Annotated in this window: 22 protein-coding genes and 1 pseudogene; 5 read left to right on the forward strand and 18 right to left on the reverse strand. The window is 57.8% G+C overall.

Annotated features, from left to right (window positions below):
* On the reverse strand, window positions 1-3246 hold a 3246-nt coding region (traA, locus tag Q4Q11_RS22465), incomplete at its 3' end, for a Ti-type conjugative transfer relaxase TraA (RefSeq protein ID WP_498570867.1).
* A gap of 189 nt (window positions 3247-3435) precedes the next feature.
* Between traA and Q4Q11_RS22470 the strand changes: the two genes are divergently transcribed.
* A complete protein-coding gene (locus Q4Q11_RS22470) occupies window positions 3436-3660 on the forward strand; it encodes a TraC family protein (RefSeq protein ID WP_113215016.1) in 225 nt (74 codons plus the stop codon).
* A 49-nt stretch (window positions 3661-3709) separates the two neighbouring features.
* Window positions 3710-3940, forward strand: a complete 231-nt coding sequence (locus Q4Q11_RS22475) for a conjugal transfer protein TraD (RefSeq protein ID WP_113222350.1) — start codon at window positions 3710-3712, stop codon at window positions 3938-3940.
* A gap of 201 nt (window positions 3941-4141) precedes the next feature.
* Here the strand turns inward: Q4Q11_RS22475 and Q4Q11_RS22480 are convergent, their stop codons facing one another.
* The 4 genes and pseudogenes from Q4Q11_RS22480 to Q4Q11_RS22495 all read right to left on the reverse strand — a co-directional run bounded on the left by Q4Q11_RS22480 (window position 4142) and on the right by Q4Q11_RS22495 (window position 6372).
* Window positions 4142-4774 (reverse strand): RES family NAD+ phosphorylase, encoded by a 633-nt coding sequence (locus tag Q4Q11_RS22480; RefSeq protein WP_498570880.1) that lies wholly within the window; start codon window positions 4772-4774, stop codon window positions 4142-4144.
* Window positions 4771-5391, reverse strand: a complete 621-nt coding sequence (locus Q4Q11_RS22485) for a DNA-binding protein (protein ID WP_498570868.1) — start codon at window positions 5389-5391, stop codon at window positions 4771-4773. Before Q4Q11_RS22485 ends, Q4Q11_RS22480 begins: the two co-directional genes overlap by 4 nt.
* A gap of 370 nt (window positions 5392-5761) precedes the next feature.
* Window positions 5762-6175: pseudogene (locus Q4Q11_RS22490) on the reverse strand (type IV secretory system conjugative DNA transfer family protein); the annotation flags it as partial.
* Between the two features lie 8 nt (window positions 6176-6183).
* The gene (locus tag Q4Q11_RS22495) at window positions 6184-6372 is read right to left on the reverse strand and encodes a hypothetical protein (protein ID WP_498570869.1); all 189 of its coding nucleotides are present in this window, start codon (window positions 6370-6372) and stop codon (window positions 6184-6186) included.
* A gap of 268 nt (window positions 6373-6640) precedes the next feature.
* On the opposite strand from Q4Q11_RS22495, the gene Q4Q11_RS22500 reads away from it, so the two are divergent.
* Window positions 6641-7927 (forward strand): nucleotide sugar dehydrogenase, encoded by a 1287-nt coding sequence (locus Q4Q11_RS22500; protein ID WP_498570870.1) that lies wholly within the window; start codon window positions 6641-6643, stop codon window positions 7925-7927.
* A 15-nt stretch (window positions 7928-7942) separates the two neighbouring features.
* Here Q4Q11_RS22500 and Q4Q11_RS22505 read toward each other — a convergent pair whose 3' ends face one another.
* Entirely contained in the window at window positions 7943-8878 is a 936-nt protein-coding gene (locus Q4Q11_RS22505) for a UDP-glucose 4-epimerase family protein (protein WP_498570871.1), read from the reverse strand.
* Between the two features lie 187 nt (window positions 8879-9065).
* Between Q4Q11_RS22505 and Q4Q11_RS22510 the strand changes: the two genes are divergently transcribed.
* Entirely contained in the window at window positions 9066-9641 is a 576-nt protein-coding gene (locus tag Q4Q11_RS22510; protein ID WP_498570872.1) for a sugar transferase, read from the forward strand.
* Between the two features lie 154 nt (window positions 9642-9795).
* On the forward strand, window positions 9796-11187 hold the full coding sequence (locus Q4Q11_RS22515; protein ID WP_498570873.1) for an O-antigen ligase family protein: 1392 nt from the start codon (window positions 9796-9798) through the stop codon (window positions 11185-11187).
* 273 nt (window positions 11188-11460) lie between these two features.
* Here the strand turns inward: Q4Q11_RS22515 and Q4Q11_RS22520 are convergent, their stop codons facing one another.
* The 12 genes from Q4Q11_RS22520 to Q4Q11_RS22575 form a co-directional block, all read right to left on the reverse strand.
* The gene (locus Q4Q11_RS22520) at window positions 11461-13050 is read right to left on the reverse strand and encodes a Fic family protein (RefSeq protein ID WP_498570874.1); all 1590 of its coding nucleotides are present in this window, start codon (window positions 13048-13050) and stop codon (window positions 11461-11463) included.
* Between the two features lie 623 nt (window positions 13051-13673).
* Window positions 13674-14663 (reverse strand): P-type DNA transfer ATPase VirB11, encoded by a 990-nt coding sequence (gene virB11, locus Q4Q11_RS22525; protein WP_113222321.1) that lies wholly within the window; start codon window positions 14661-14663, stop codon window positions 13674-13676.
* Between the two features lie 8 nt (window positions 14664-14671).
* Window positions 14672-15838 carry a type IV secretion system protein VirB10 gene (virB10, locus tag Q4Q11_RS22530; RefSeq protein ID WP_498570875.1) on the reverse strand — a complete coding sequence of 389 codons (1167 nt, stop codon included), beginning with the start codon at window positions 15836-15838 and terminating at the stop codon, window positions 14672-14674.
* Complete coding sequence (gene virB9, locus Q4Q11_RS22535) at window positions 15828-16715, reverse strand: P-type conjugative transfer protein VirB9 (RefSeq protein ID WP_498570876.1); 888 nt, start codon at window positions 16713-16715, stop codon at window positions 15828-15830. The genes virB10 and virB9 overlap by 11 nt, the downstream gene beginning before the upstream one ends.
* A complete protein-coding gene (locus Q4Q11_RS22540) occupies window positions 16712-17383 on the reverse strand; it encodes a VirB8 family type IV secretion system protein (protein WP_113222318.1) in 672 nt (223 codons plus the stop codon). Before Q4Q11_RS22540 ends, virB9 begins: the two co-directional genes overlap by 4 nt.
* Window positions 17383-17670, reverse strand: a complete 288-nt coding sequence (locus Q4Q11_RS22545; protein WP_113222317.1) for a hypothetical protein — start codon at window positions 17668-17670, stop codon at window positions 17383-17385. The genes Q4Q11_RS22540 and Q4Q11_RS22545 overlap by 1 nt, the downstream gene beginning before the upstream one ends.
* Before the next feature lie 39 nt (window positions 17671-17709).
* Window positions 17710-18642 carry a TrbL/VirB6 family protein gene (locus tag Q4Q11_RS22550; protein ID WP_498570877.1) on the reverse strand — a complete coding sequence of 311 codons (933 nt, stop codon included), beginning with the start codon at window positions 18640-18642 and terminating at the stop codon, window positions 17710-17712.
* A 3-nt stretch (window positions 18643-18645) separates the two neighbouring features.
* A complete protein-coding gene (locus Q4Q11_RS22555; protein ID WP_113217523.1) occupies window positions 18646-18879 on the reverse strand; it encodes an EexN family lipoprotein in 234 nt (77 codons plus the stop codon).
* On the reverse strand, window positions 18876-19556 hold the full coding sequence (virB5, locus tag Q4Q11_RS22560; protein WP_498570878.1) for a P-type DNA transfer protein VirB5: 681 nt from the start codon (window positions 19554-19556) through the stop codon (window positions 18876-18878). The genes Q4Q11_RS22555 and virB5 overlap by 4 nt, the downstream gene beginning before the upstream one ends.
* Window positions 19557-19570: 14 nt before the next feature.
* Window positions 19571-21934: a VirB4 family type IV secretion/conjugal transfer ATPase gene (locus tag Q4Q11_RS22565; RefSeq protein ID WP_498570879.1), complete on the reverse strand. Its 2364-nt coding sequence runs from the start codon at window positions 21932-21934 to the stop codon at window positions 19571-19573.
* On the reverse strand, window positions 21927-22265 hold the full coding sequence (locus Q4Q11_RS22570; protein WP_113217521.1) for a VirB3 family type IV secretion system protein: 339 nt from the start codon (window positions 22263-22265) through the stop codon (window positions 21927-21929). The genes Q4Q11_RS22565 and Q4Q11_RS22570 overlap by 8 nt, the downstream gene beginning before the upstream one ends.
* 4 nt (window positions 22266-22269) lie before the next feature.
* On the reverse strand, window positions 22270-22572 hold the full coding sequence (locus Q4Q11_RS22575) for a TrbC/VirB2 family type IV secretion system protein (protein ID WP_113217520.1): 303 nt from the start codon (window positions 22570-22572) through the stop codon (window positions 22270-22272).
* Window positions 22573-22646: the final 74 nt, after the last annotated feature.

Below are 22646 nucleotides of genomic sequence, written 5' to 3' on the forward strand. Positions count from 1 at the left end.
GATCACGGATCCCGTCGCGGCGAGTGCTGCTCTTTTCTGTTTGTAATGCTCTGTCTCGGTCACACGCATCCGCGCCTCCTCATCAAGGCTTGCCTTGAATTTCGTGACCGCTGGCAACATTGCAGGAGATGCGAGTTGGGCGAGACGGGCCTCTTCTGCAAAAGATCGGGTAAGGGAGTTCACTGCGGGTAATAGATCGGAAGCATCCGCCCCCGGGGCGGGCAAGGCGTCTTTGTCGGGTGTTGTGTGAATAGCAGCATTGCGCCCCGAAGTTTCGACTGCGGCCCCGAAGGGCACGTTCGCCCGTTGCCAGAGCCGCGCCACATGATCACTTTGTACGGTGAACCAATTGGATAGGCGCTCCACCTGTGCTTCGAGGGCGTAACCATATTCCGCGATAGTGTCGATGCCGCGCCGCCGTGCGAAATCGAAAGCCACGGATCGATAAGACGGCTCATTCTCGAAGTCGAGCGTCGTCGTCTTTTCGCCGGGGCGCGACAGCCGTTCAATCAGTTGCGCAAAGAGCGTCGCAGGGCGCTGTTCGGCGGCAAGTTGCTCCATCCGCGCCTCGCCCTTATCAATTGAATATGCCGTCCAAATGTTGCGGTCGACAACGCGATCCTCAAAATGCCTCGCTCCCGTTTCCTCATCAACAACGGGCATTTTAACGGTAACTTTTTCAGTTCCCTCCCTGCGCATGGTCACTGTATCCCCGATCCCGACGCCGGCCGCCTCAATCGCCTTAGGCAGATTGACGCCCCAAAGGCGATGCGTGGTTCCATCGTTCGTTCTGACGTCAACATAAGGAGAAGGATCGGCGTCGTCGCGCTTGCGAAACTTCGCAAGTCCTATTTCAACAAGCTCGCCGGTAATGCCAGCGGCATGCTCGACGCGTGCCGACTTGCCCCGTTCGAACTTTGGTTGAAAATCTTCCCTTGCCCCATAAAGATCGACACGCTCGCGATGACGCGTCATGGCGACATATGTCAGGTGCCGGTCCATCATGCCGGTTGCCAGCACGAAAGCGCGCTCGAAGGTCGATCCTTGGCTCTTGTGAATCGTCGCGGCGTAACCGTGGTCGACATTGCGATAAGTGTCTTCCGCGAACATGACATGCCGGCCACTGTCCAGCCGAACGAAAAGAAATGGTTCCCCTCCTCGACCCGCCGTCGATACGACCGTTCCAAACATGCCGTTCTTGACATGCTGAACAGCTAGGTGAGAGGCCTTGGGTTCGACGAACCGCGCATTTTCCAGGAAGATGATCCGGTCTCCCTCGCTAAACTCACGTGTGCCGCGCTCTGTACGAAACGGCCTGCCCTCCCCAAGCGCATTCTGTTGCAACATGACCGCACGGATCGCATCGTTGAGGCGTCTCACATCACTGTTGGTGTGGGCGAGAACCATCAACTCGTCGCCACGCAACTTACGACCCTCGACCTGCGCCTTGGCAATGGCATCAAGGCGAGCGCTCGCCCAGTCGAATACGATGCGTTGAATCGCATCCTTACGCGTTTCACTTTCGAGGAGATGGCCATGGGCGCTATAGGCACTCAAGGCATCCTCAACATTTCCACGGGCAAACAGACGGGACGCCTCTCGCGCCCATTCGTGCCTCTGGCGGCGAACGCCGACCAATTCGGCAAAGCCGATGCGCTCGACGATGGCACGGAAGGCAGCCCCCGCCTGGATCGGCTGAAGCTGCATCGCGTCGCCGACAAGAACCGCTTTCGCGCCGGCATCCTCGACGCGTTTGAGAAGACGCGCCATCTGTTCCGAGGACACCATGCCAGCTTCGTCTAGAACCAGCACGTCGCCCTTCTGCAGCAAGTCATAGTCGTTTTTCCAGGCAAGCTCCCAAGCGGCAATCGTACGTGAACGGATCCCGGAACTATCAGTCAACGCCTCCGCCGCCTTGCCAGCGAGGGCTGCTCCGAGAACGCGCCTGCCGGCTCCTTCCCAGGCGATCCGTGCCACACTGAGCAATGTCGATTTGCCAGCACCCGCAATACCGACGACTGCTGCAATGCCGCTATCGGCGGTGATATGTCGAACCGCATCGACCTGTTCAGCGTCGAGACGAATGGCCTTATTTGTCGCCGCGTCAATTTCAACTATCGCAGCATCAACTTGGGATGACGATACCGCGAAACCACCGATGTTCGAGAGATTGAATGCCGACCGCGCCATCAGAAATTCGGTTCTGATCGTCGCGCGCGTCGTGAAGACTGCCGGCAGCCCGACCCCACCAGATTCCGCACTGACCTGCTGCGGTCGCAGCATTACCAAATCATCCGACGCCATCAGTTTCGCGCGGATATTGGCAAAGACGATTGGATCATCAACGTGGCGGTGCAGGGCGCGGGCGATCTCGACTTCATCGAAAGTCGAACGCTCGTTGCTGAGTTGCCTAAGCAATAGACCGGGGTCGGCGGCAAGGCGATCGACCGTCTCGTGGCGCTGCGCCAATGCCGCCGGCGCGAAATAGACATCGGCACCTTTGTGTAGACGCGCCGTGCGGGCAGGAGCGAGATGGCGCTGCCCCATTCCCCGCAATCCCTGCTCCTCGTAGGAGCGGCCGTCTATGCGGATATCGTGGCCGGCAAGTGCCAGATGGCGCGTTACCGTTTGAGCCCATGCAAGCTTCCACTCCTCCATCGTTTCCTTGTTGCCCGCCCACCGACGGTAAATGATTCTTCCTTTCGGCCTGTCGGGGGTGTTGTGGCGCAGTGGCTCGCCCCTGTCGTCAACGATAGCATCGTGCTTCGGCCCAAACCCTTCCGCTGTCAGTGGACGCAGCGTGGTGATAACGTGGACGTGCGGATTGCCCTTCTTGTCGTGATAGACCCAATCTGCCACCATTCCGCGCAACACCAGGTTTTCACGAACGAAGTCGCGCACCAGGGCGATATTCTCGGTCCTGCTGAGCTCGTTTGGAAGCGCAAGGATGATCTCGCGGGCCAACTGTGCATTACGCTGGGTCTCGAAACGATCAACAGCATTCCAAAGCGCTTCGCTGGCGCCGGCAACCGATCGTCCGTCGATTAAAGTTCGCAACCATGCCGGCGTGTCATCAGGCAGAGCGAGTTCCTCATGGATGAGTTCGGCCGCGTCTGCGGAATAGTGGAACCTAGTCCCCACCTGCTCATCCATCATCTTGGTACGATGACGATAGGCGGCCGCCGAGACAATGTTCTGTCCCGCTCCGCGGCTGATTATTTTCGCTCTCAAAAACATAATAGCCATATTTGACTCTATCTTTTCTGGCACATCCGCACTACGGATATCGAGATATTTGGCGGATTTTCCTTTGAAAAATCCGAATTTCCAGGGTGAGTTTCATTTTCCTATATCATTTCAGCCGATTTGACTACTGTATTCAATGCAGTATAAAAGATGCCAGCAGAGTCGGCTGCGATGAAAGGAAGGACAGACATGCGGGCAAGAAACCCAGTTTCCGAGATCGACACACAGATCGAGCTGCTCAGAGAGAAACGAAAGAAGATGGTCGCTAAGGCCAATGAACGTTTCGCTAGCGCGGCACGGAGAGCCGGTCTCGCCGAACTGGACATTTCCGACGCCGAGCTCAACGACGTTCTCGCCGAGATCGCAGCGCGATTTCGCGACGGCGAACAAAGGACGACGGGCGAATCCGCTTAAGAGGCTAGATCAGCGGATTATGCTTCTCGAACGAAGGCGGCAGCGCGATATGACAAACGATCGTAAGCGCGAAACGCGCGAAAAGATGATCTTCGGCGGATTGATCATCAAGGCTGGCTTGAGAAAAGCCGATCGCGCGTTCCTGCTCGGTGCCTTGATCCAAGCCAGCCGGATCCCGCCAGATACCGCGCAGTACCGTGAGCTTCACAAGATTGGTATGGAAGCGTTCCGAGCCGATGCACGCATGAATAATTCGGAGAGCAAGGATCTAGATGTTTGACCCTGGCTTTGATCCCGCCGATACCCCCTCTGACACGTTCATCTTTACATCGAGGCCTTTGCCTCGCTCGGTCTTGGGACGATGATAGGGGGCAATAGCTTCGCGCGTTGAATCCACTGAAAAACGGCATGGTTCGCCGAAGCGGACGTAGCCGCCGATCATGACCGCGCACCGCTGATACTTCCCGCAGTTGCCGTAGCCTTACACGTCAGCAGAAAGGGACTTGCCGTAGCGGTGGAGCAGCTGCGCGACGTCGCTTTGCATGGCAGACAGGGAATGCGTCGCCTTCGCCTCGAAGGCGATCGGTTTGCGCTCGAAGACCGCGTAGCAGACCTCGCTGGGATCATGCCGGGACAGATAGGCAATCCCGTCCGGCTCCTCCGGAGGATCCCAGAGCGCATCGGCCCATGCGCCGCATGGCTCATAGGGGCCGGTGGAGATTGAATTATCCGTGCCGAGGATCTGCAGCCCGGCGCCGTGCATCGTCACCATGCGCAGAGCCGTCCGGCTGGTGAGCTCCGTTACCGACCGGGTGACAATTTCGCGTTCTGCAACCATCAGCCGTTGCGGGTTGCGCAGGATCGTCTCGGCGAACGCGCCTGCGAAGGCGTGGCCGATATAGAGCACGCCGAATCGTCCACTTGCGCTATCGAATCGATAAATTGGATCGTGGCCGGCTCCCGGTCCGAAAAACACCGGATCAAAGCTCGATCGGTGAATCCGGTGTAACACCGATCCGGCCGGAATGGTCGTGATCGGTAAGTTCGCATTCTTCAACCAATCGGGCGGCGGCGCCGCCGCCCCGGACGGTCCTCGCACCGGCGGGGCCATCAGGCGAAGCCGTCGCCGGTATTGGCGCGGACTAGCCGCTCGACCGCGCCGAGATCACCCTGGCGCAAAGCCTCCAACGGCGACCGGCCGCCGAGCGCGCTATCCCGCGCAAGCAGGAAATCGAGCGTAGCCCAGGCGCCTTGGTCTGCGAGACCGCGAACGACCTCGGCTATCCCCGGCAAAACCTGTCCGTCCCGGAACTGGCAGGCTGGATATTTCCAGTCGCTTCCCTCCCGGACGCCAAGGATCGCATTGCCCCGACGCCGCTTGTCGATCGCTTGGCGGGTGATGCCCGCAACTTTGCCGGCTTCTTCGGCGGAAAGGACGCCGCCGGCACGCAGGAGCAGTTCGTTCCGATGCTCGACATTGCGCGCGAGTGCCGGGACCATCGGGTCGAGATTGCTCACCGCCTCCCCGATAAACTCGGGATGGCTGAGGATTTGCGCGAGCGTTCCTGCGCCCGTCGGCGCGCCAAGAGCCGCCGTGAGCGCCTTCGACGGTGTTGTCGCGGCAATCCGTTCAAGTGCCGACATTGCACGACGCAGAAATGCGGCCTGGACGGAATCCGGGTCGGTCTGGAAACTCAGCACGAGCTCAGTTGAATGCGGGGCGCGAGGCATAGTGGCCTCCTCTGGTTGTCTTAGGATTTATGTAGTAACGAAAACTACTGCGTCAACTCGCTCGATGGGGTTCTTTTACATCATTGACGAGAAACGAGGGCTTCGTCTGCATAAGTTAGGGGCGATCCCTCTTCAGGACGCGGCTCTGCTCGCGTCCTGCCGGTCACTGCCGGAGCCCGCAAGCGGTCTCCGCGCATGCGGTCACGCTCCTCTCGCGGGGTATGATCAGCGGGCGGCGAGCGTCCGGCAGGGCTCGACGAGTGCTCATGACGAAGCGTCTCCTGCCTGTGCCGGTCGCTGGAGTGGTCGCAGCGTCGGCGGCACGGTTCGGCGTTGAGCGGCGCCGGGCGACCGGGAGGGCCGAGGAAGTGCGGCCGGGACGAAGCGGTGCATTGCCCGCGGTGAAGACGATCTGCTCGTCGGCCCACATCCGCAGCACTTCGTGCGGCTGGATCAGCGGCCGCGCTGCAAGCTGCTTCGATCGCGTGCGCGACGAACCCGACGCCTGCTACGACCGGCCGACCTGGTCGATCTCGACCGTGGTCGTGCCGCAGCGCTTCGAGATGTAGTCGGCCGTCTCCGGATCATTCACTGCCGCGAAGCTAATCCAACTCGCGCTCTCGAACCATTTGCTGGCGGCATCGCGCCCGCCATAGGTTTCGCGCATCTGGCCGATGCTCTGAAACAACAGCAACAGCGTGATGCCGTACTTGCGGCCTGCGTCGCGCACCGTCTCCAGGATCCGCATGAAGCCGAGACGCGCGACCTCATCGAGGAGGAACAGGTGCAATCTTACTCGCCGCGCTCAGCCTCGAGAGCGGCAATTTCGTCGGAAATTTCCGCAATCCGTTGCCGGAGCTCCGCTTCGGTACCGTCGTCCACCTCGCCTTCGCCGAAACAATAGCGCGCTATATGCAGCTCGAGCTTGGCTTCGACTTGTTCGCGCTGGGTACGGAGTTGTTTAAGATAGCTGTTTCGCATCGCGAACTGCTCTTTCAGAAAAAAGAAAATTGGTCTCACCCAAATAAATGGGGTCGAAACCGGAAGGTTTCGATAGGCATCCTATGCATCTGCGCCAACGCTGCAGCGCAACCTGCCCACAAGGCCATAATCCCAAGCCATTGCGAAGCGGCTGACCGGTCATCACGTTCATGCGAACCCACACCTAAAATGATCCGGAAGGCAAATATTAGACGCTGACATCAGCTTCGAATTCGGGCTAATTCAGGTGAAGTGTTCGAGGTATGTTGTGTTGAACGAAAAAATTGCCGTCATTGGCCTCGGTTATGTGGGCCTGCCCGTCGCGATTGCGCTTGCCGAAAAATTCCATGATGTGGTCGGCTTTGACATCAAGGCCTCCCGTGTCTCCGCGCTGAAAGCGGGCAAGGACGATACCCGGGAGGTTTCCGCCGAGAGGCTACGGTCGAGCGGGCTGCGCATCAGCAGCGATATCGAGGATCTCAGGGGTCGCGATATCTTCATCGTCGCCGTGCCGACGCCGATCGACCGGAACCGGCAGCCCGATCTGAGGCCGATGATTTCCGCCTCGCGCACTGTCGGCAAGGTTCTGCGCAAAGGCTCGATCGTCGTCTATGAATCGACCGTCTACCCCGGCGTCACTGAAGACGTCTGCGGCCCGGTGCTGGCGGAGCTTTCCGGGCTGCGTCAGGGCGAGGATTTTCATGTCGGCTATTCGCCGGAGCGCATCAATCCCGGCGACAAGGAGCACACCTTCGAGCGCATCGTGAAGGTCGTCGCCGGCGATGATGCGGAAACGCTGGAAAGAATCGCTGCCATTTACGGCGCAGTGGTCGAGGCCGGCATCCACCGTGCCCCCAGCATAAAGGTGGCCGAAGCCGCCAAGGTGATCGAAAATACCCAGCGCGACGTCAATATCGCATTGATGAACGAGCTTTCGATCATTTTCGAGAAAATGGATATCCGCACCGCCGATGTGCTGAAGGCAGCGCGGACGAAATGGAACTTCCTGCCCTTTACTCCCGGCCTGGTCGGCGGCCATTGCATCGGCGTCGACCCCTATTATTTAACGGCCAAGGCCGAGGAACTCGGCTATCACCCGGAAGTCATTCTTTCCGGCCGACGCATCAATGACGGCATGGGCGCCTTCATTGCCCAGAAGCTCATCAAGATGCTGGTTGCGGCGAAAAAGCCGATCAACGGCGCCCGTATCGGTATATTCGGGCTGACCTTCAAGGAAAACGTTCCCGACCTGCGTAACAGCCGGGTGCCAGATATTATCAGTGAATTGCATCAGTTCGGCCTGGAACCGCTGGTGCACGATCCGATGGCGAGCATCTTGGAGGCTCAGGAGGAATACGGCATAAAGCTCGCGGAATTGCAGGACTTCGGCAAGCTCGATGCCGTCGTACTTGCCGTTCCCCATAAATCCTATCTGACTGAAGGTGCAGCCACTATCCTCGATCTCTTGAGCGAGAACGGCGTCGTCGTCGACGTGAAGGCAGCTCTCGATCGGAGCAATCCTCTGTTGGAAGGTCATTCGGTCTGGAGCCTGTAAGGCGGAAAGGCCCGCTCAGCGCGCCTTAGTCCCCGCACCGGCGACCGTTGCCGCCAATCCTTCTTCGACCGAGTAAGGCGGTGACCAGCCGGTGAGCGCCCGTGTCTCGCCGATATCGACCTGAAGCGAGCCAAGCAATCGCTGCGTGGCGGCTCGACGCCCCAGAATTGCAGCAAGTCCCTCAAGCAGCGCCGGTGGCACCGGCAGCATCCAAGCCTTGCGTCCCGCGGCCAAGGATAATTTGGAGATCAGCTGGCCGATCGAAAGATCTTCGCCGTCGCTGACCAAAAACACACGATTGGCGGCGGCCGGATGGCGAGCGCTGAGCAATATGAAATCAACGAGATTGCCGACATAAACGAGCGACCTTCGGTTTCGAATAGCCCCAAACGGCCAGGGAAACGGTCGCGTAGCCCACGTCATCAGGCTTGCAAAATTCGCCTTGACGCCGGGACCATAGACGAGCGGCGGCCGGATGATGACGACCTCCATGCCCGTTTCCGCTGAAATCGCGAGCAAGGCCTCCTCGGCCTCGAGCTTCGAGCGGCCATAGGCATCTTCCGGACGGGGCACGTCCGAGGCCCTGAAGGCCTTACCGGCCGACGTCCCTTCGCCGTTGACCTTGATCGAGCTCAGAAAAATGAAGCGTTTCACGCTCGCGCCCGCAGCCTGTCGCGCGAGGTTGATCGTCGCATCGACGTTGACGGCGCGGAATGCCGCCAACGGATCGGCGGCGCTCTCGTTCATAACGTGGACACGGGCCGCAAGATGCATGACGACATCAACGTCGGCAAGCGCCTCGGACCAATCAGTCTGGCCATTGATCGCCCCGATGGCCGCGAAGCCTGGGCGGGGGCTCCGGCTGACCGGCCGATAATCCATCTGCCGGCGGGAAAGCTCCGCACACAGAGCCTGTCCGACAAAACCCGTCGCACCCGTTACCAGGATCATCCGCGCACTGCCTCCGCTTTCCGCACCATGATTTGCTGAGACATGCTTTGCACGGGATATCCGCTCGGAACAAGGGCGAGGAATATTGCCGGGGATGGTTGTGCTTGAAATCGCGATATGACATGGACGGAGCATTGACGACCTTGATCACCCTTAGAATACGGGGGCGATGCAACGATATGAGACGATGTTTTACACTATCGCCAAGCGCCTTTTCGATTTTCTCGCCGCTCTAGCCGCGACCATCGTTTTTTTCATTCCGATCCTGATCGTCGCTCTCGCAGTACGGCTGACCTCGCCGGGCCCGATCCTCTATTGGTCGGATCGGGTCGGCCGGAAAAATAAGATCTTCCGCATGCCGAAATTCCGCAGCATGCGTACCGATACGCCGGCGGTCGCGACCCATCTGCTGAAGGACCCGAATATGTATCTGACGCCGATCGGCTCGTTCCTGCGCAAATCGAGCCTCGACGAGCTGCCGCAGCTTTGGTGCATCCTCAAGGGTGAGATGAGCATCGTCGGCCCGCGCCCTGCCCTTTTTAATCAGCACGACCTCATAGCCCTGCGCACGGAGCGCGGCGTCGATGCTTTGCTGCCTGGCCTGACCGGCTGGGCGCAGGTCAACGGCCGCGACGAACTGCCCATCCCGCAGAAGGTGGCGCTGGACGAAGACTATATGCGTCAACGCTCTTTTTTCTTCGACTTAAAGGTTATTTTCCTGACGGCATTGAAAGTGGTCAAACGCGACGGAGTTGCGCATTAACAAACATTCGGCGAAATCGACATTATCGACACAATGCGTGGGAAAATTGCCGCATATCCGCCCCTTTGCGACCATAGGGGCCGTGGTGGGAGCGAGAAATGCCGGATGATGAACCGAACCTGGACGAAGGCTGACGACATTGGATGACTCGCGCATGAACAAGCCCCATGCTGATCTTGCAGCCGAACCGATCGGCGTCATGAAGGCAGGAAGCAGCATGACGAAACCGGTCGCCATCATCGGCGGCATTCTCTGGCTGTTGGTTGCCTCCCCGACCGTGGTCGAGAGCGACGCCTATCGCTATGCGACGGCGCTTCTCTCCCTGATCGCCCTCTATTATTACATGAAGGCGCCCATACGGCCGCGCACGGACTGGATCGGCTGGCTCTGCATGGGCTGGGCCTTTTATGTCATGGCGCGGTTCTTCATCACCTTCTGGTTGACGCCGCAACACGATATCGGCGCCTCGGACTGGCTCTATGCCTTTCCCTTCTTCTTCCCCATCATGGGCGTCGCCTTCCTGCTCTATGACGAGCTGATGGAGAAGATCGTCGCGGCTTATTTCGCGATAGTCCTCATCATGCTGGTCGCCACCCAGCATCTGCGCGAGATCTTTGCCGGCGAGACCATCCGACCCTTGATCATGAACAACCAGATCCACGGCGCCGTCGCCTGCGGCATGATCGTTATCTTCACCCTGTTCTGGCTGTTGCATTACCTGACGGACAAATCCAGTGACCGCCGGATCGCCCGCTTCGCCTATATCGCTTCGCCCTTCATCTTCGCGCTCTGTTTCATCGCCATTTACGGCGCTAAATCGAAAGGCGTCTGGCTGGCACTCGGCATAACACTGCCTGTCCTGGCGCTGATTACGCTCACCTATTTGCGCCTGAAGAGCGGCGTCATCATCATCATCGCCGTCGCAGCCCTGTTGATCGCAGGTATCTATGGCGTCAGGCACAATCTCGACAAGACGGCCGGCCCGACTTTGTCGGCGGCCATTTCCATGGTCGAAAATGTGGCCAACGGCCATGAGATGGGCGGCGTGGTTTCGAACGCCATCAGTTCCAGCAATACGCCGGTATCGATGGACGAACGCCTGCAGCTCTGGTCGAACAGCTGGGAGGTCTTTTCCTCGGCACCGATCTTCGGCTGGGGCAACCGATGGTTAGAGCGCTGGGCCGAGACGCGCTACTCGCATGTCCAGTACACGCTGCTGCACAACGGCTACCTCGAAATCCTGGTGCGCTACGGCCTCTTCGGCGCTGCAATCATGGGCTTCATGCTCGCCATCTTCATCCGCGCCGTCTGGCGCGCCCGCAAGGCCGGCATTGTTCCGCGCGCCGCATGGCACGCCTACATCGCCTGCCTTTTCTTTTTCTCATTGACGATCCTCAGCAACTCCAACAACCGCCTAGCGATCGGCGAAAGTCTGGCCTTCGCAAGCTCTGCCTTCGCCTGCTGGTGCCACATGCGACTGAAGGGGGAGTATTTGGCGATGTCGAAGGTGGAAAGGAAAGAAGCGGCGTTGAGAGCGCGATCATGATAGTTGCACGACCTCGATAGCAACAAAGAGAACCCCACGATCGAATCTAGGATGGTTTGTCCTTCCTGAAGCATTTATTGTGATGTTCGTCGTTTCGAAGGATGAGTGCGACCGTTGTATGCAAGTAGACCGCGCGACGCTCGCTCAATGCCTGACCAAGCGCTATAAGCGAGCGATAGCACCGAACCCCGACAGAGGGTTTGGTTCGCCCCCCCTCGCACAGCTGGCGGGGCAAGGCGTATGCAACGTGCCTACAGAAAGGACATATTGCCGCTATCGGGGGCTGTCGAGCCTATTTTCTTCGGACTGATCGCCACCCTCATTCGATAGGCCGATGTCGAAGGCGTCGCGAACCACCGACTCCACTGACTTTACCTCCTCATCGGTCATCTTTTCGAACTCACGGCCGCGCCGTTTCTTGGAAAGCGCACCATTGTTCTGACGGATGAAATTAACGAGGCTGGAGATCATCGCGTCCGGCATCTCAAGGAAATCCTGAATGCGTCGCTTCGCCTCATCGAAACGCGAGAGGTAATCGATCTCGTTTGGCAGGTCGTGCCTGATCGTCTGTACGACGCAAGCATAGAGAAATTCGGTCAACTCCGTGTAATCTCCAAACCTGTAGAGATCGGTGGTGTCGTTGACGACACGCACGTTTTTCTCCGGTGTCGGCACCCATTCGATAAAGGGCAACAGCGGTCCGGTGTAACTACGCAAGCGCGCGCCATACTCCTCCTGGCGTTCAAGAAGTACAGAAGAAATGGGAAAGATCATGCCGGCGGGCGTATATCCGCGCTCGGACAGAACATGGTGTATGAGGTACCGATGCAGGCGTCCGTTTCCGTCTTCGAAGGGATGGACGAACACGAAGGCGAAGGCCATGACGGAGGCTTGAAGTACGGCATCGACCCCACTCGATGCCATCCTGCTTCCTGCGGCTATGATCCCCCCGAGAAGATCGTTAATGTCTTCGTGCCGGGCTGAAACGAATTCTGGGAGAGGATCGTCGTTCCAGTCGCGATCGCCAATAAAGCCGCCGGCGTCTCGCAGGCCGCGCATGATGAACCGGTTCTCCTCGATGACAATGTGCTGGAGGCGCACGAGTTCGTCCACTGTGATTGGCCGCTTTCCAGATTGGGCGACGGCCCTCATCCAACGCTCGAGGCGGCTTCGCGGCGGGCGCTCGCCTTCGATCTGATAGGATGCCTGGCTATCCGACAGAAGCAGGAAACTTGCCGCACGGGCGATGATCCCTTTTCCGATCTTTCCGATGAGCTCTTTGGCTTCGGCGTCCCAGCGGCGGGTGACCGTTTCGACAAGGTATTCGGTACGCCTTAAAACAGGGCAGAATTTGGGTGTGCCGAGAAGATTGTCTCGCACGCGGTGGCGGGGTGAATTCACAGGGATCGATGTGAAGTAGCTCGCAGTGTCAAGCGCTTCAACATAGTTCCCCCGTTCCGCGTCTGGAATGTCAAGGCGTGTACCTGTCAGCCATTCATAGAAGAACCAGATCCGGCGCGTCGCGCTGCTCGTCGGCTCGGCTTCGATCAGCGCCGTGATCTCACTTGCTGGAACGATTTGAAATAGCCTTTTTAGGATCAACGGATCGATTGTCTCGTGCCTCAGCGCGAAAGTCAGATGTCCAAGCAAGCTGTCTTCTGGGGCAAAGCGCTTGTCGAAGATCGTCCAATCCTCATGTGCTCTCCTCGAGCCATAGACGAAGCCCTTCGCGACACACGAGGGGAGACGAACAGGGGCGGCAATCCCGTATTTCTGGACGAGAGCTGCATACCCAACGGGAACCGTATCCGTTGGCACGATACGCTCTTGGAAGACCGCCGGATTTGCGGGACTGGCTGTCATGCCGGCTTCCTTCCTCATCGAAAAACAAGTTACATCATCGAAGGACGATTATTTTCGAGACATAATATCGAAAATCGCTTACATCGGAAATCAATTATCTTTATCGAAAAACGCTTATGCAAGATCGATCATATCGAAAATTGATTAATAATGGACAAGCCTCATCGAAGCGGCAAGTTTCGCATCGAAAATCGATTAGTGACGGAAGCCGATATAGAAAACCAATTAGAATTCCTCATCGACCTGACGAAATCGTCTTTTCGCTCAACAATGCGCTAAATGCGTAATTGCCAAGTTGATGACGCTGCGACCAACCGGTCCACTACCGCGAAATTCAAATATTTGTATGCCAATGCTCTGTATTTTCGTCGCATAATCCACGGGCAACTACGAGGCCGCGCGACGAAGGACGGCATGCGGCCCTGGAGAGCGCTCACGTACCCCGAATTTCGCATTCACATCGGCCATTTTCCGGCTCAGTTTTCCGATGAACGAGGCGGTTCGCCCGAAGCCGAGGAAGACGAAGCACCGGATAAATCTGGCTAGACCTGTTTTCCATTTACAAGAAACCTCGGCTGAAGCGAACAAAGCAAAATACAGGAACTAATCATTTCTCCGCTCAATCACGGCTTAAAATAAATCTCGCTCACCCGAAACCGCCCATCAATCCGCTTGCACTGGACAATGATATCGATCGCGACGTCGAGCAAACTACGAATATCGCTGCGCTCAAGGTCACGACCACCTTCCGACTCTTTCACGAGCAATGTCAGTTGCTCAAATGCCAGCGCCGCAGAATCGGCATGCACCGTTGTGATCGATCCGGGGTGTCCTGAATTGACATTCCGGATGTAATAAAAGGCCGAACCGTCGCGCAGCTCCTGCAGAAGAATGCGATCGGGGCGCATCCTGAGGCACGATTCGAGCAAATCTTTCGCGCTGATTTTCGCCAGCCCCTGCCCTCCTTTCGAATAGAAAAGTCTGACGTGATTGGGCTGCGAGATGACCAGCTCCGGCGTATCCTCGATCGAGATTAGCCGCTCATGCTCCGGGATATGCCGGATCAATGCCTTCGACAGGGTTGTCTTGCCGGAACCGGTTGCGCCCGAGATGATGATGTTTTTGCGCGCAAGAACCGCCGCACGCAGAAACCTCGCGTAATTGCCTGCCTTAAGGATCTTGTCCAACCTCGTATCCGAGGGTTCGACATCACGGTTCGGCGAGGAGACATTCGAAAATAATCCACCCCTTTCGAGATCATCCAACGTCAGCATCACCGACGGCGGCTTTCTGATCGTGATGCTGACCGTGCCCTTGGGTGTTGCCGGCGGAACAACGATCTGAATCCGCTCTTCATCTGGCAAAGAGGCAGACAAGACCGGCCGAGCCTCGTCGATTGCCTGGTTCGAATAGCTTGCAATGGCTCGGGCCAGACGCATGAGCTTCTCGAAGCTAAGTTCCGGCAGTGTGTGGTGCCGCCATCCCTCCGCCCCCTCAGTCAGGACTTCGCCTGGGCGGTTGACGACGATCTCATAGAGAGATGTATCCTTTAGGAAGCGAGACAGTGGCAAAAGCAATTCACGTACGACACCTGCATCTGAAGCTTCCGCCATCTTGCGCTCTACTTCGTCACGAGCGTCGATCGGGGCATGAAGTCCCCCAATACCGCCCGATCGAGGATCTTGCTACGGGGCTCGGTGACACGCAGGCTATAGACATCGGAAAAATCGAGATCGCGGGCGACAAAAATCGAGACGAGTTCGCCCTGATGCTTCGTCAATGTCGGCACAATATTGATAGATTGCTCGACGGCGATCGTTGCTGCCTGCTGGCCAGCCGTCGTCGTATTCTGCGCTTGAACGTCACTATCCTGCAGCCGGCTGCCGGCATAGGTCGTCGCGTCGCCGACGATAGAGAGCAGGATGGCGCTACCGAAGCGCTCCCACCAATGTGTATCGACATAGCCATCCATGCCCGCCCGCCCGAGTGCGTCGATTGCGGGTGAGGCGAGTGTAATAATCACACCTTTTGGCGTCTTTGCGCGGTTCCAAAGGACGAATAGACGCTTCTGGCCCCGGTTCAAGCCGCCTCGATATTCTCCGACGATCTGGGTTCCTTTCTCCATCAGAACCACGCGCCCGTTGTCGGAAAGCACATCGCGGTTGATGACGCAGCTGGCGAAGCCCGGCTGGTCAGAGGCAAGCGCTGTCTCCAGCACACAGGGAATGGAAGTTCCCATCGTCACGATGAAGTCGCGATTGCCGAGCGTGCCGGCGCGTGATCCTTCCAGATGGGTCGGCGTCAACATCTTGTTGAAGCGCTGATCCTCGGTTTCAGGTTGGACGCCTCCAAGGCTGCCTGGAACAGGGAGATAATTGGAACCAGCGTCTTGCGACATGGCGGCTGCTGTGTCGCGGCGTTGCGATGAGGACTGCTGTCCATAGGCCATCACCGGCGCACGGCGGGCAGAGTCCAACAAAGTGTTCTCAGCAGGTGTGACCTGCTCCTTTGGCGCAGGCGTCGGTAGCAGCACCTCGGGAAGGGGTGCCGCCGGCTTTACCTCTTCCTTCGCCGGCTCGAAGTCAGTCGTCTGGCGAATAACGACATGGTCGGGCTTTGTCGTCTCAGTCTTTTGCCTGTCACGCATCGACCACAGCGAAAACCCAACAAAAGCGACCATCGCTAAAACGACGGCACCGCGCTTCAGGAATGGACTGGCCTCGGTTCGCGAATTGACATCGGTCTCGGCGCGCTCGCCTGGGATACGGTCTTCCGCCTCATCGGCCATCGGCTCCTCCTTTTGCAGCACTTCTCGCCTGCACTTTCATGACGCGCTCAACCGAAGGCGATGTGGTATTGGTGTTCGGATCGATGCCGGTCGGATCGTAGGCTTCGTTGAAGATGCAAAGCACGTCTCCTCCCCGCCGCAGGATGAATTTGCGACTGATCGCATGAACGAGCACGAGATCACCGGCCACCGACTTAGGTACCAGGCTCTCGGTGCCGTCGGAGTTTTCCATATAGATTGCCGGCATTTCCTGGTTACCGGTGAAGGCGATAGTCGTGATCTTGCCGTTGTCATAAACAGCGTTCGGTTCCAAAGCCTTTGATCCCTGTGCGGAATAGTGCCAGTTGCGCGGTCCATATTGTTCATGCAAAGCCAGCACTGTGTCGGCTTGTCCAGCTTGTGCTGCCTGGGTTCGCGCAAGAGCCTCTTGACGACGGCGTTCCGCATCATCGGCCGGATAGCGAAATTTGACATAGAAGTAAGTGTCCTGGCCGGCGGCAACCGGACCGTCACGGACCGTCAACTCCATCTGGTAACTACGCGTCGAACCATCACGACGTGTCGTGACCACGGAGATGTTCGTGACCGGCTGGTTCTCTCGCGCCTTCAGGAAGAGGATATTGCCGGCGGGCGCTACTTCCCAGGCGACCGTGTTACCAAGCGCCACATGGGCGATTTCCTCGTCGGCGGCAAACTCCACCTGGACGGAGGAACGCAACGAGCCCACGATCCTGGTGATATTGTAAGGCTGATAGTCGACGAAGCGAACCCGACTGTCCTGGGATGCGCCGCGCGGCGTTTCCAGCGCAAGGGCTGCCGATGGCAAGCTAGCGGTCAGCAGTAGTGCAATCAAACAATGAGGTTTCGGATGTTTCAATTGATGGCCTCCGGATCGGATCGATAGTCGCTGACGGCGAAGCCGAGCGGATTTATCAGCCGATCGGTCGAGGACATTGGAGCATTCACATAGGAGAAGGTAAGCGTTGCCACCCAATGGGTCGTATGGGTCTCGTCACCGCGAGTGATGGTACGCATGTAGCGAACAGACAGCACATTGGCGTTGATCAGTGAGATGGAAACAATGTTGATCCGCGATGTGGCACCGCGGCCGTAGATATTTTGTGGGGAATCCGGATTACCACCGCGATAAATTGCGGCAAAGCGGGTCTGTTCCGGCGCCGTTGAGAGCAGCGAAACCGTGCGAAAATTCTCCTCCGCCTCGCTCCAGACGTAACCCTCGCGGGCGCGAACGTAGCGGGCGGCGAAATATTTAGTCACCGCTTCGTCGTAGGTTCCAGCAGAAGACGTGAGTGCCGAAACAACATCGACAATGCCGGTGGAGTTGTCGACTCTCACGACAAAAGGTTCGACCGTCTTTAGCGGTGTCAAGCCTACGATGGCGACGATCGAAATTGCCGCAAGCACGCCGGCCGTAGTGGCTACGAACCAGGCAATCCGAGCCGAACGTTCCATCTGGATCATGCGGTCCTGATCGAAGCGCCGAGCCTTATTGAAATAGTCCTTGAGACTGTCCGTCGTCACCATTACCGCTGCCCTCCGCATGGGCGATAGGAGTGGCCGACATCAAAATGCGCAAAGGCGGCGGGAACGATGTCCGGCTTTTCCTCGACATAGGCGGGTGGCTTATCACCGGACTGTGCCGGTGGAGAGTGAAGAGGTTGCGGCGTCGACCGACTATCGCCGTCCCATTGCCACATGGCGCGATTGAGCGGCCGGCGCGAATAGCCATCGCATTTGGGTAGGGGATAGGAATGTGACGCGCAGCCGCCGAGCGTTGATACCACACAAAAAAGCACGAATATTCGGATCATCCTGAACCAGCCATCTTGTTGTTTGTTTGGAGTTCCACATCAGTCGGCTCTTTCCGAACGAAAGCTGCGGCCAACGGCACGTGCACCCCGGCCAGTCGCTCGCGCCATGTAGGTGGCGCCTCGGGCAAGCGTGCCTTCATGTGCGTCGCGTGCCGCGCCATAGCCGTAGGTGAGCGAAGCTCCGCCCGCGGCAAGTGCCGAAGCGATGCCCGGAAGCTGGTAAAAGACGTAGAGGGAGGCGAGGCAAATGGCGCCGAGCGCAACGGGTCGCATCAGTACGTCGCTGTAGCTCTCGATCACTGTGAAGGTGGAATCGATGCAGGTAATAAGCAGAGAGCCAACCGCCACAACCAGTACCTGCAGGATCACGAAGTTGGCGAGTTGCCCGATCCAGGCTTCGGTGAAGCGGCGTGTCGAGCGGAACATGGCGAGCGCTACGAAAATCGGGCCGATAGCGAGCACGATCGCCAGCGCCAGGCGGGCATAGAGCGAAACGATATAACCGATCGCGGCAACCCCGAAGCTTGCTAGGATGACCAGCATGCCACCGAGACCGGTAACGATATCGACACCCCATGAGGCGCGCGACCAGATCTCTTTCGCGCATTTCTGGCCTTTATCCAGCAGGCTGTCGAAGGTCGAGGCACTTGGTATCGTACCGGAGTTCAACGCCTGTGAGATCTCCTTGGGCAAGGTGTCGAAGAAGATGCTGCCGATATAAGTCTGGTACTCGCGAGCATTCGTGACCAGCATCAGGATGATGGCAAGCTTCATTGCCCGAAAGGCGAAATCCATGATCGGTTCGTGGACGGATCCACGCAGGATCAGAAAGCCATAGAGGATGACATAAAGTGTCAAAGCCGCTGTCAATGGCCCGGTGACCCAGCTGGCAATATTCGACGTACCTGACGATATGAAGTTCTCCAGCGGCGCCTTGAACTGCCCATCGACGAAGGCAAAGATCTGATACATGCCTCAGCCTCCGAGTGCTTTGCCCATGCGTTCCAGGCGGGATTTCCAATCGGCCGCCTCGGCATTCACGCAATTCGGCGTTGCTCGCAGCTCGCCCGGATTGCTTTTGCATTTGGCGATGAGATCCGACAGCAGCGTCTGGTTGGCCATCAGCTCGTCGACCGAATAGGTACGCTCAGGCTGCTTCGAGCAGCCGAACAAAGAAAGACCGAGTATGAGGAGAACAAGAAGCTTCATTGAAGGGCCGCTCCCATTGTATCCATGCGCTTGCGCCAATCCTCGGCCCTGCGCTGCTCATCGACCTGAACCTCGGCCTGCTGCATCATCTGCAACCCCTGCATCCTGAGCATATCGGTCTGGAGAAAGGCCGTTTCGGCTTGCAGCCGCGCCTGCAGATCGGCGATCTCCTTGGCGTCGCTCGCCGAAGAGATTTGCCGGCGCAATTGATCAATCCCGTCGATCCGCTTGGTCGCAGCGTCGTAGATTTGCTGGCCGAGGCTCATCTGCCCGGCATTCTTGTTCTGAAGACGCGACAGTTCCTGAGCGTAAAAGTCATTGGCGCTCGTTTTGTAGGTCGAATTGTCGGTCAAGAACTTTGAGGCGGCATCGCCAATCGCGCCTGAACCTGAGCCCTTGAGCAGGCTTTCGACGGCAGAAAAGTCCCCTGGCAATGCCTTGCGGATCGCCGGATCGTTCAACATGCTGGCGACGTCAGCCATATTGGTGAGCTTGTTGAGCGAACCGTAGAGCTGCTGGGCCTGCTGGAGTTGCTGGTTTAGCGCATCGAGCTGCGATTTCAGCTGGGTTATGCTTTCGATCTGCTTGGCAATCGCCGTCTGGTCGATCACCGGGATACCCTGTGCGCCGGCGACATGGGCTGAGATGAGCAACGCTAACGCTGTTTGTCGAAACATTCTGCATCGAACCATCACACACTCCTTCTTTGCTGGAACATTTGTAACCATGCTTCGCCATCGTCTCGGAGTTCAGACCGGATCGCATCGGCGAGTTCGATATTGGCCGTTCGCCCCGACAGGATCGCGAGCTCCTCGTCGAAACCGTTGAGATTGAGTTCGGCGACAACACTGTTGTTTCCCTGTTTAACAATGAAGCGCCGGCTTTCAGCGGAGAGCTCGCGGGCAACCAACTCGAATTCGCGTTCGGTGAGCTTGAAGCCACCGACATAGTCATCTCGATTACCGCGGGAATTCGGCAGGAAAACCTGTGTTGGGCACTGCTCGATGATCGTATGCGCGATTGGTGAGTTAATGGCGTCGCGCGGGCTTTGCGTGGCAAACAGCATCAAGCCATTCTGCTTGCGGATGGTCTTGAGCTTGTTCTGGGCAAGGTCAAGAAAGCTCTCGTCCTGCAACGCCTTCCAGAACTCGTCGATGACGATGACGATCCGTCGGCCATCAATCAATTGTTCGACCCGATAGAAAAGATAAGCCATCAAGGGATTACGGATTTCCTCATTGTCGAGAAAATCGGTCATGTCGTAGCCAAGAAATTTGGCACCGATACCGATTTCATCGGCCTCGTTGTCGAAGACCCAACCAAGCGGCCCGCCTCTTTCCCACCGACGCAGGCGTGCGGCGATCCCTTCCGGATCGGTATTGTTGAGAAAGGTGCGCAAAGCGCCGATCGTGCGCTGCTCTTTCGGCAGATCGGCAAGACCATCGATCGCCAGCGCGATATCGCTGACATCGCTGACCGAAAAATCCCGCACGGTCGCACCGGCTAGCTTGGCGATAAATCGTGCCAGGAATATCTTGTTCGCCGGTGTCAGCTCGAAGGCTTTCAGCGGTGCACATCCGGTCGGCAGCCCGTTCTTCAACGGCAAATAGGTACCGCCGGCAGCCCGCACGAAGAGGTCGGCGCCACGATCCTTGTCGAAGAAGACCATGTGCGGGTCATGCTTTTCGAGTTGCGATAGCATGAAATTGAGAAGTACGGTCTTACCAGCACCCGACGGACCGCAGACGAAGGTGTTGCCGAGATCGCCATAGTGAAAATTGAAATAGAACGGCGAGCCCGACGCCGTCTTCAGCATGGCGACGGCCGGCCCCCATTCGTTGCCGTCCTTCCTGCCCATAGGATAGGAATGAAACGGAGAAAGTGCTGCAAAATTCCGCGAGGTGACCGCACCAGAACGGGCCCGATAGCGAAAATTACCAGGCAATTGTGCCCACCATGCAGCCTCGAGCCCCAGATCCTCGCGCGCCACGACAGCGCCGCCATTGGTCAGATGCGAGCGCGCCTTGGCGAGATTGTCAGCAAGGTCTTTGACAGATGAAGCGAATACCCCGAGGGTCAGGTGGTGCTCGCCGAGCACGAAACGGTTCGATTCGAGCTCGTCCATTGCCGCATCAAGCTCTTCAATCTGAGAGGCCGCCTTGTCGACCGCACTCACCATTTGGTTCTGCTTGCGACCCATGATGGTGCGGGCATCGGTTTTAGACCTGAATGTGAAGGACTGAGTGAGGATCAGTTCGAAAGGTGCCGTCAGAATGCCGTCCAGCATACCGCCGCGGGTTCTCGCAGGATATTCCTTGAAACCGAACATGCCTGCATAACGGCTTGTCCCTTCATCGCGGATCTCGACTGTCTCGCGCCCGAAGATCACACGATCGGAATAGATCGCCGAGGAGATCCTGCCTTCCGTCAACGGTATGGGTTCTCGGCGGCCGCCGATCAACTGATGCAGCACCTCGCTCGGTTCGGAAAACAGGATGCCGTTCTGATCGTAAAGCGACAGTACGCGCGGCGTGAAGCGTCGCAGTCCTGCCGTGACATCGGTTACCTTGTCCCGTAGATGCTTCAGACTGTCTTCATCGAGCTCGACTGCGGTTCGTTGGGCCTTGCGAAGCCGTGACAGCAGATTTGTGAGCCGTTCGGCCGGATCGCGTCCCGGATGCCAGAGCAGGGTGAGATAGAGATCGTTGCGAAACAAGTCTTCGCCCACCATCCGCGCCCGATACTTGTCATTCAACGTTGCCGAGAAGGAATTGGTGAACTCGCCGTCGGGATAGGTGTTGTCGCGGCGGCGGATGAGGTGGGTCCAGATTGCCAGGCGCTCATCCGCGATATTGCGGTAGAGCGTGTTGAGATCGCGCTGCAGGCTGTTCAGATCGATAGCATCGATTGTCTCGAACGATACGCCGTCTAAAGCGATCATCGCTAGCAATGCCCTGGAATCGAGTGCGATCACGGTTTCGTCCACGTGCCGGACATAGGGGATGAAGGTTTCCGGCTCGAGTTCACGGAATTTGAGGCGGGACACATTAGGCATGACCAAGGTCCCTTTCGTCATAGTGCCGCACCAGCCTCAACGGCGTCAGCGAAGCACCACTCCAATAGGCGCCGTTGCGCGAACGACCACGCGTTTCGATCCAGGCCAGCAGAATACGGAACATGTTGTGGTCATGCTTGACGAGCGAGCGGAAAATGAAATGAAAGACCACACCGGCAAGCCCATAGGCAATCGAGCCGGCAATTATGTAGAGGATCGTCGTCAGTATAATGTTGACGCCCATAGCCTCCATCGTCACCCCGGCGATCATCGCTGGCCGGGTGCAGGCCAAGAACAGGGTATCTTCCTCAGGCGAAGCCTTCTCCACCATGATCTCAGCCCCCGGAAATCGTGCTGACGATCTGTGAGGCGCCAAAGAGAATGCCGATACCAAGTACGACATAGGCGGCCTTGCGAAGATCGAGATAGCCGAACATCCAGGCGATACCGACGATGATGACGGCGATCGTTGCCAAGAGCTTGGCGACGTTGCCGGTGAGTAAGGTGACGATATTCTGCAGAACCGTCTCGATCCCTCCGGCGCTCTGCGCGAAGGCTGGCTCGATCATGGCGATCGAAAGGACAGTTGCCATCGCAACGGTGACGCCAACTGCACGAATATTGATCCTCGACATCATTCAGACTGCTCCGGTTGATCATTTTGGAAGACCAGCGCAGATGACTGCCGCGCCGCATGGAAGACATCCCAAGA

It is taken from the genome of Rhizobium sp. UFLA01-1127, from assembly GCF_059803845.1.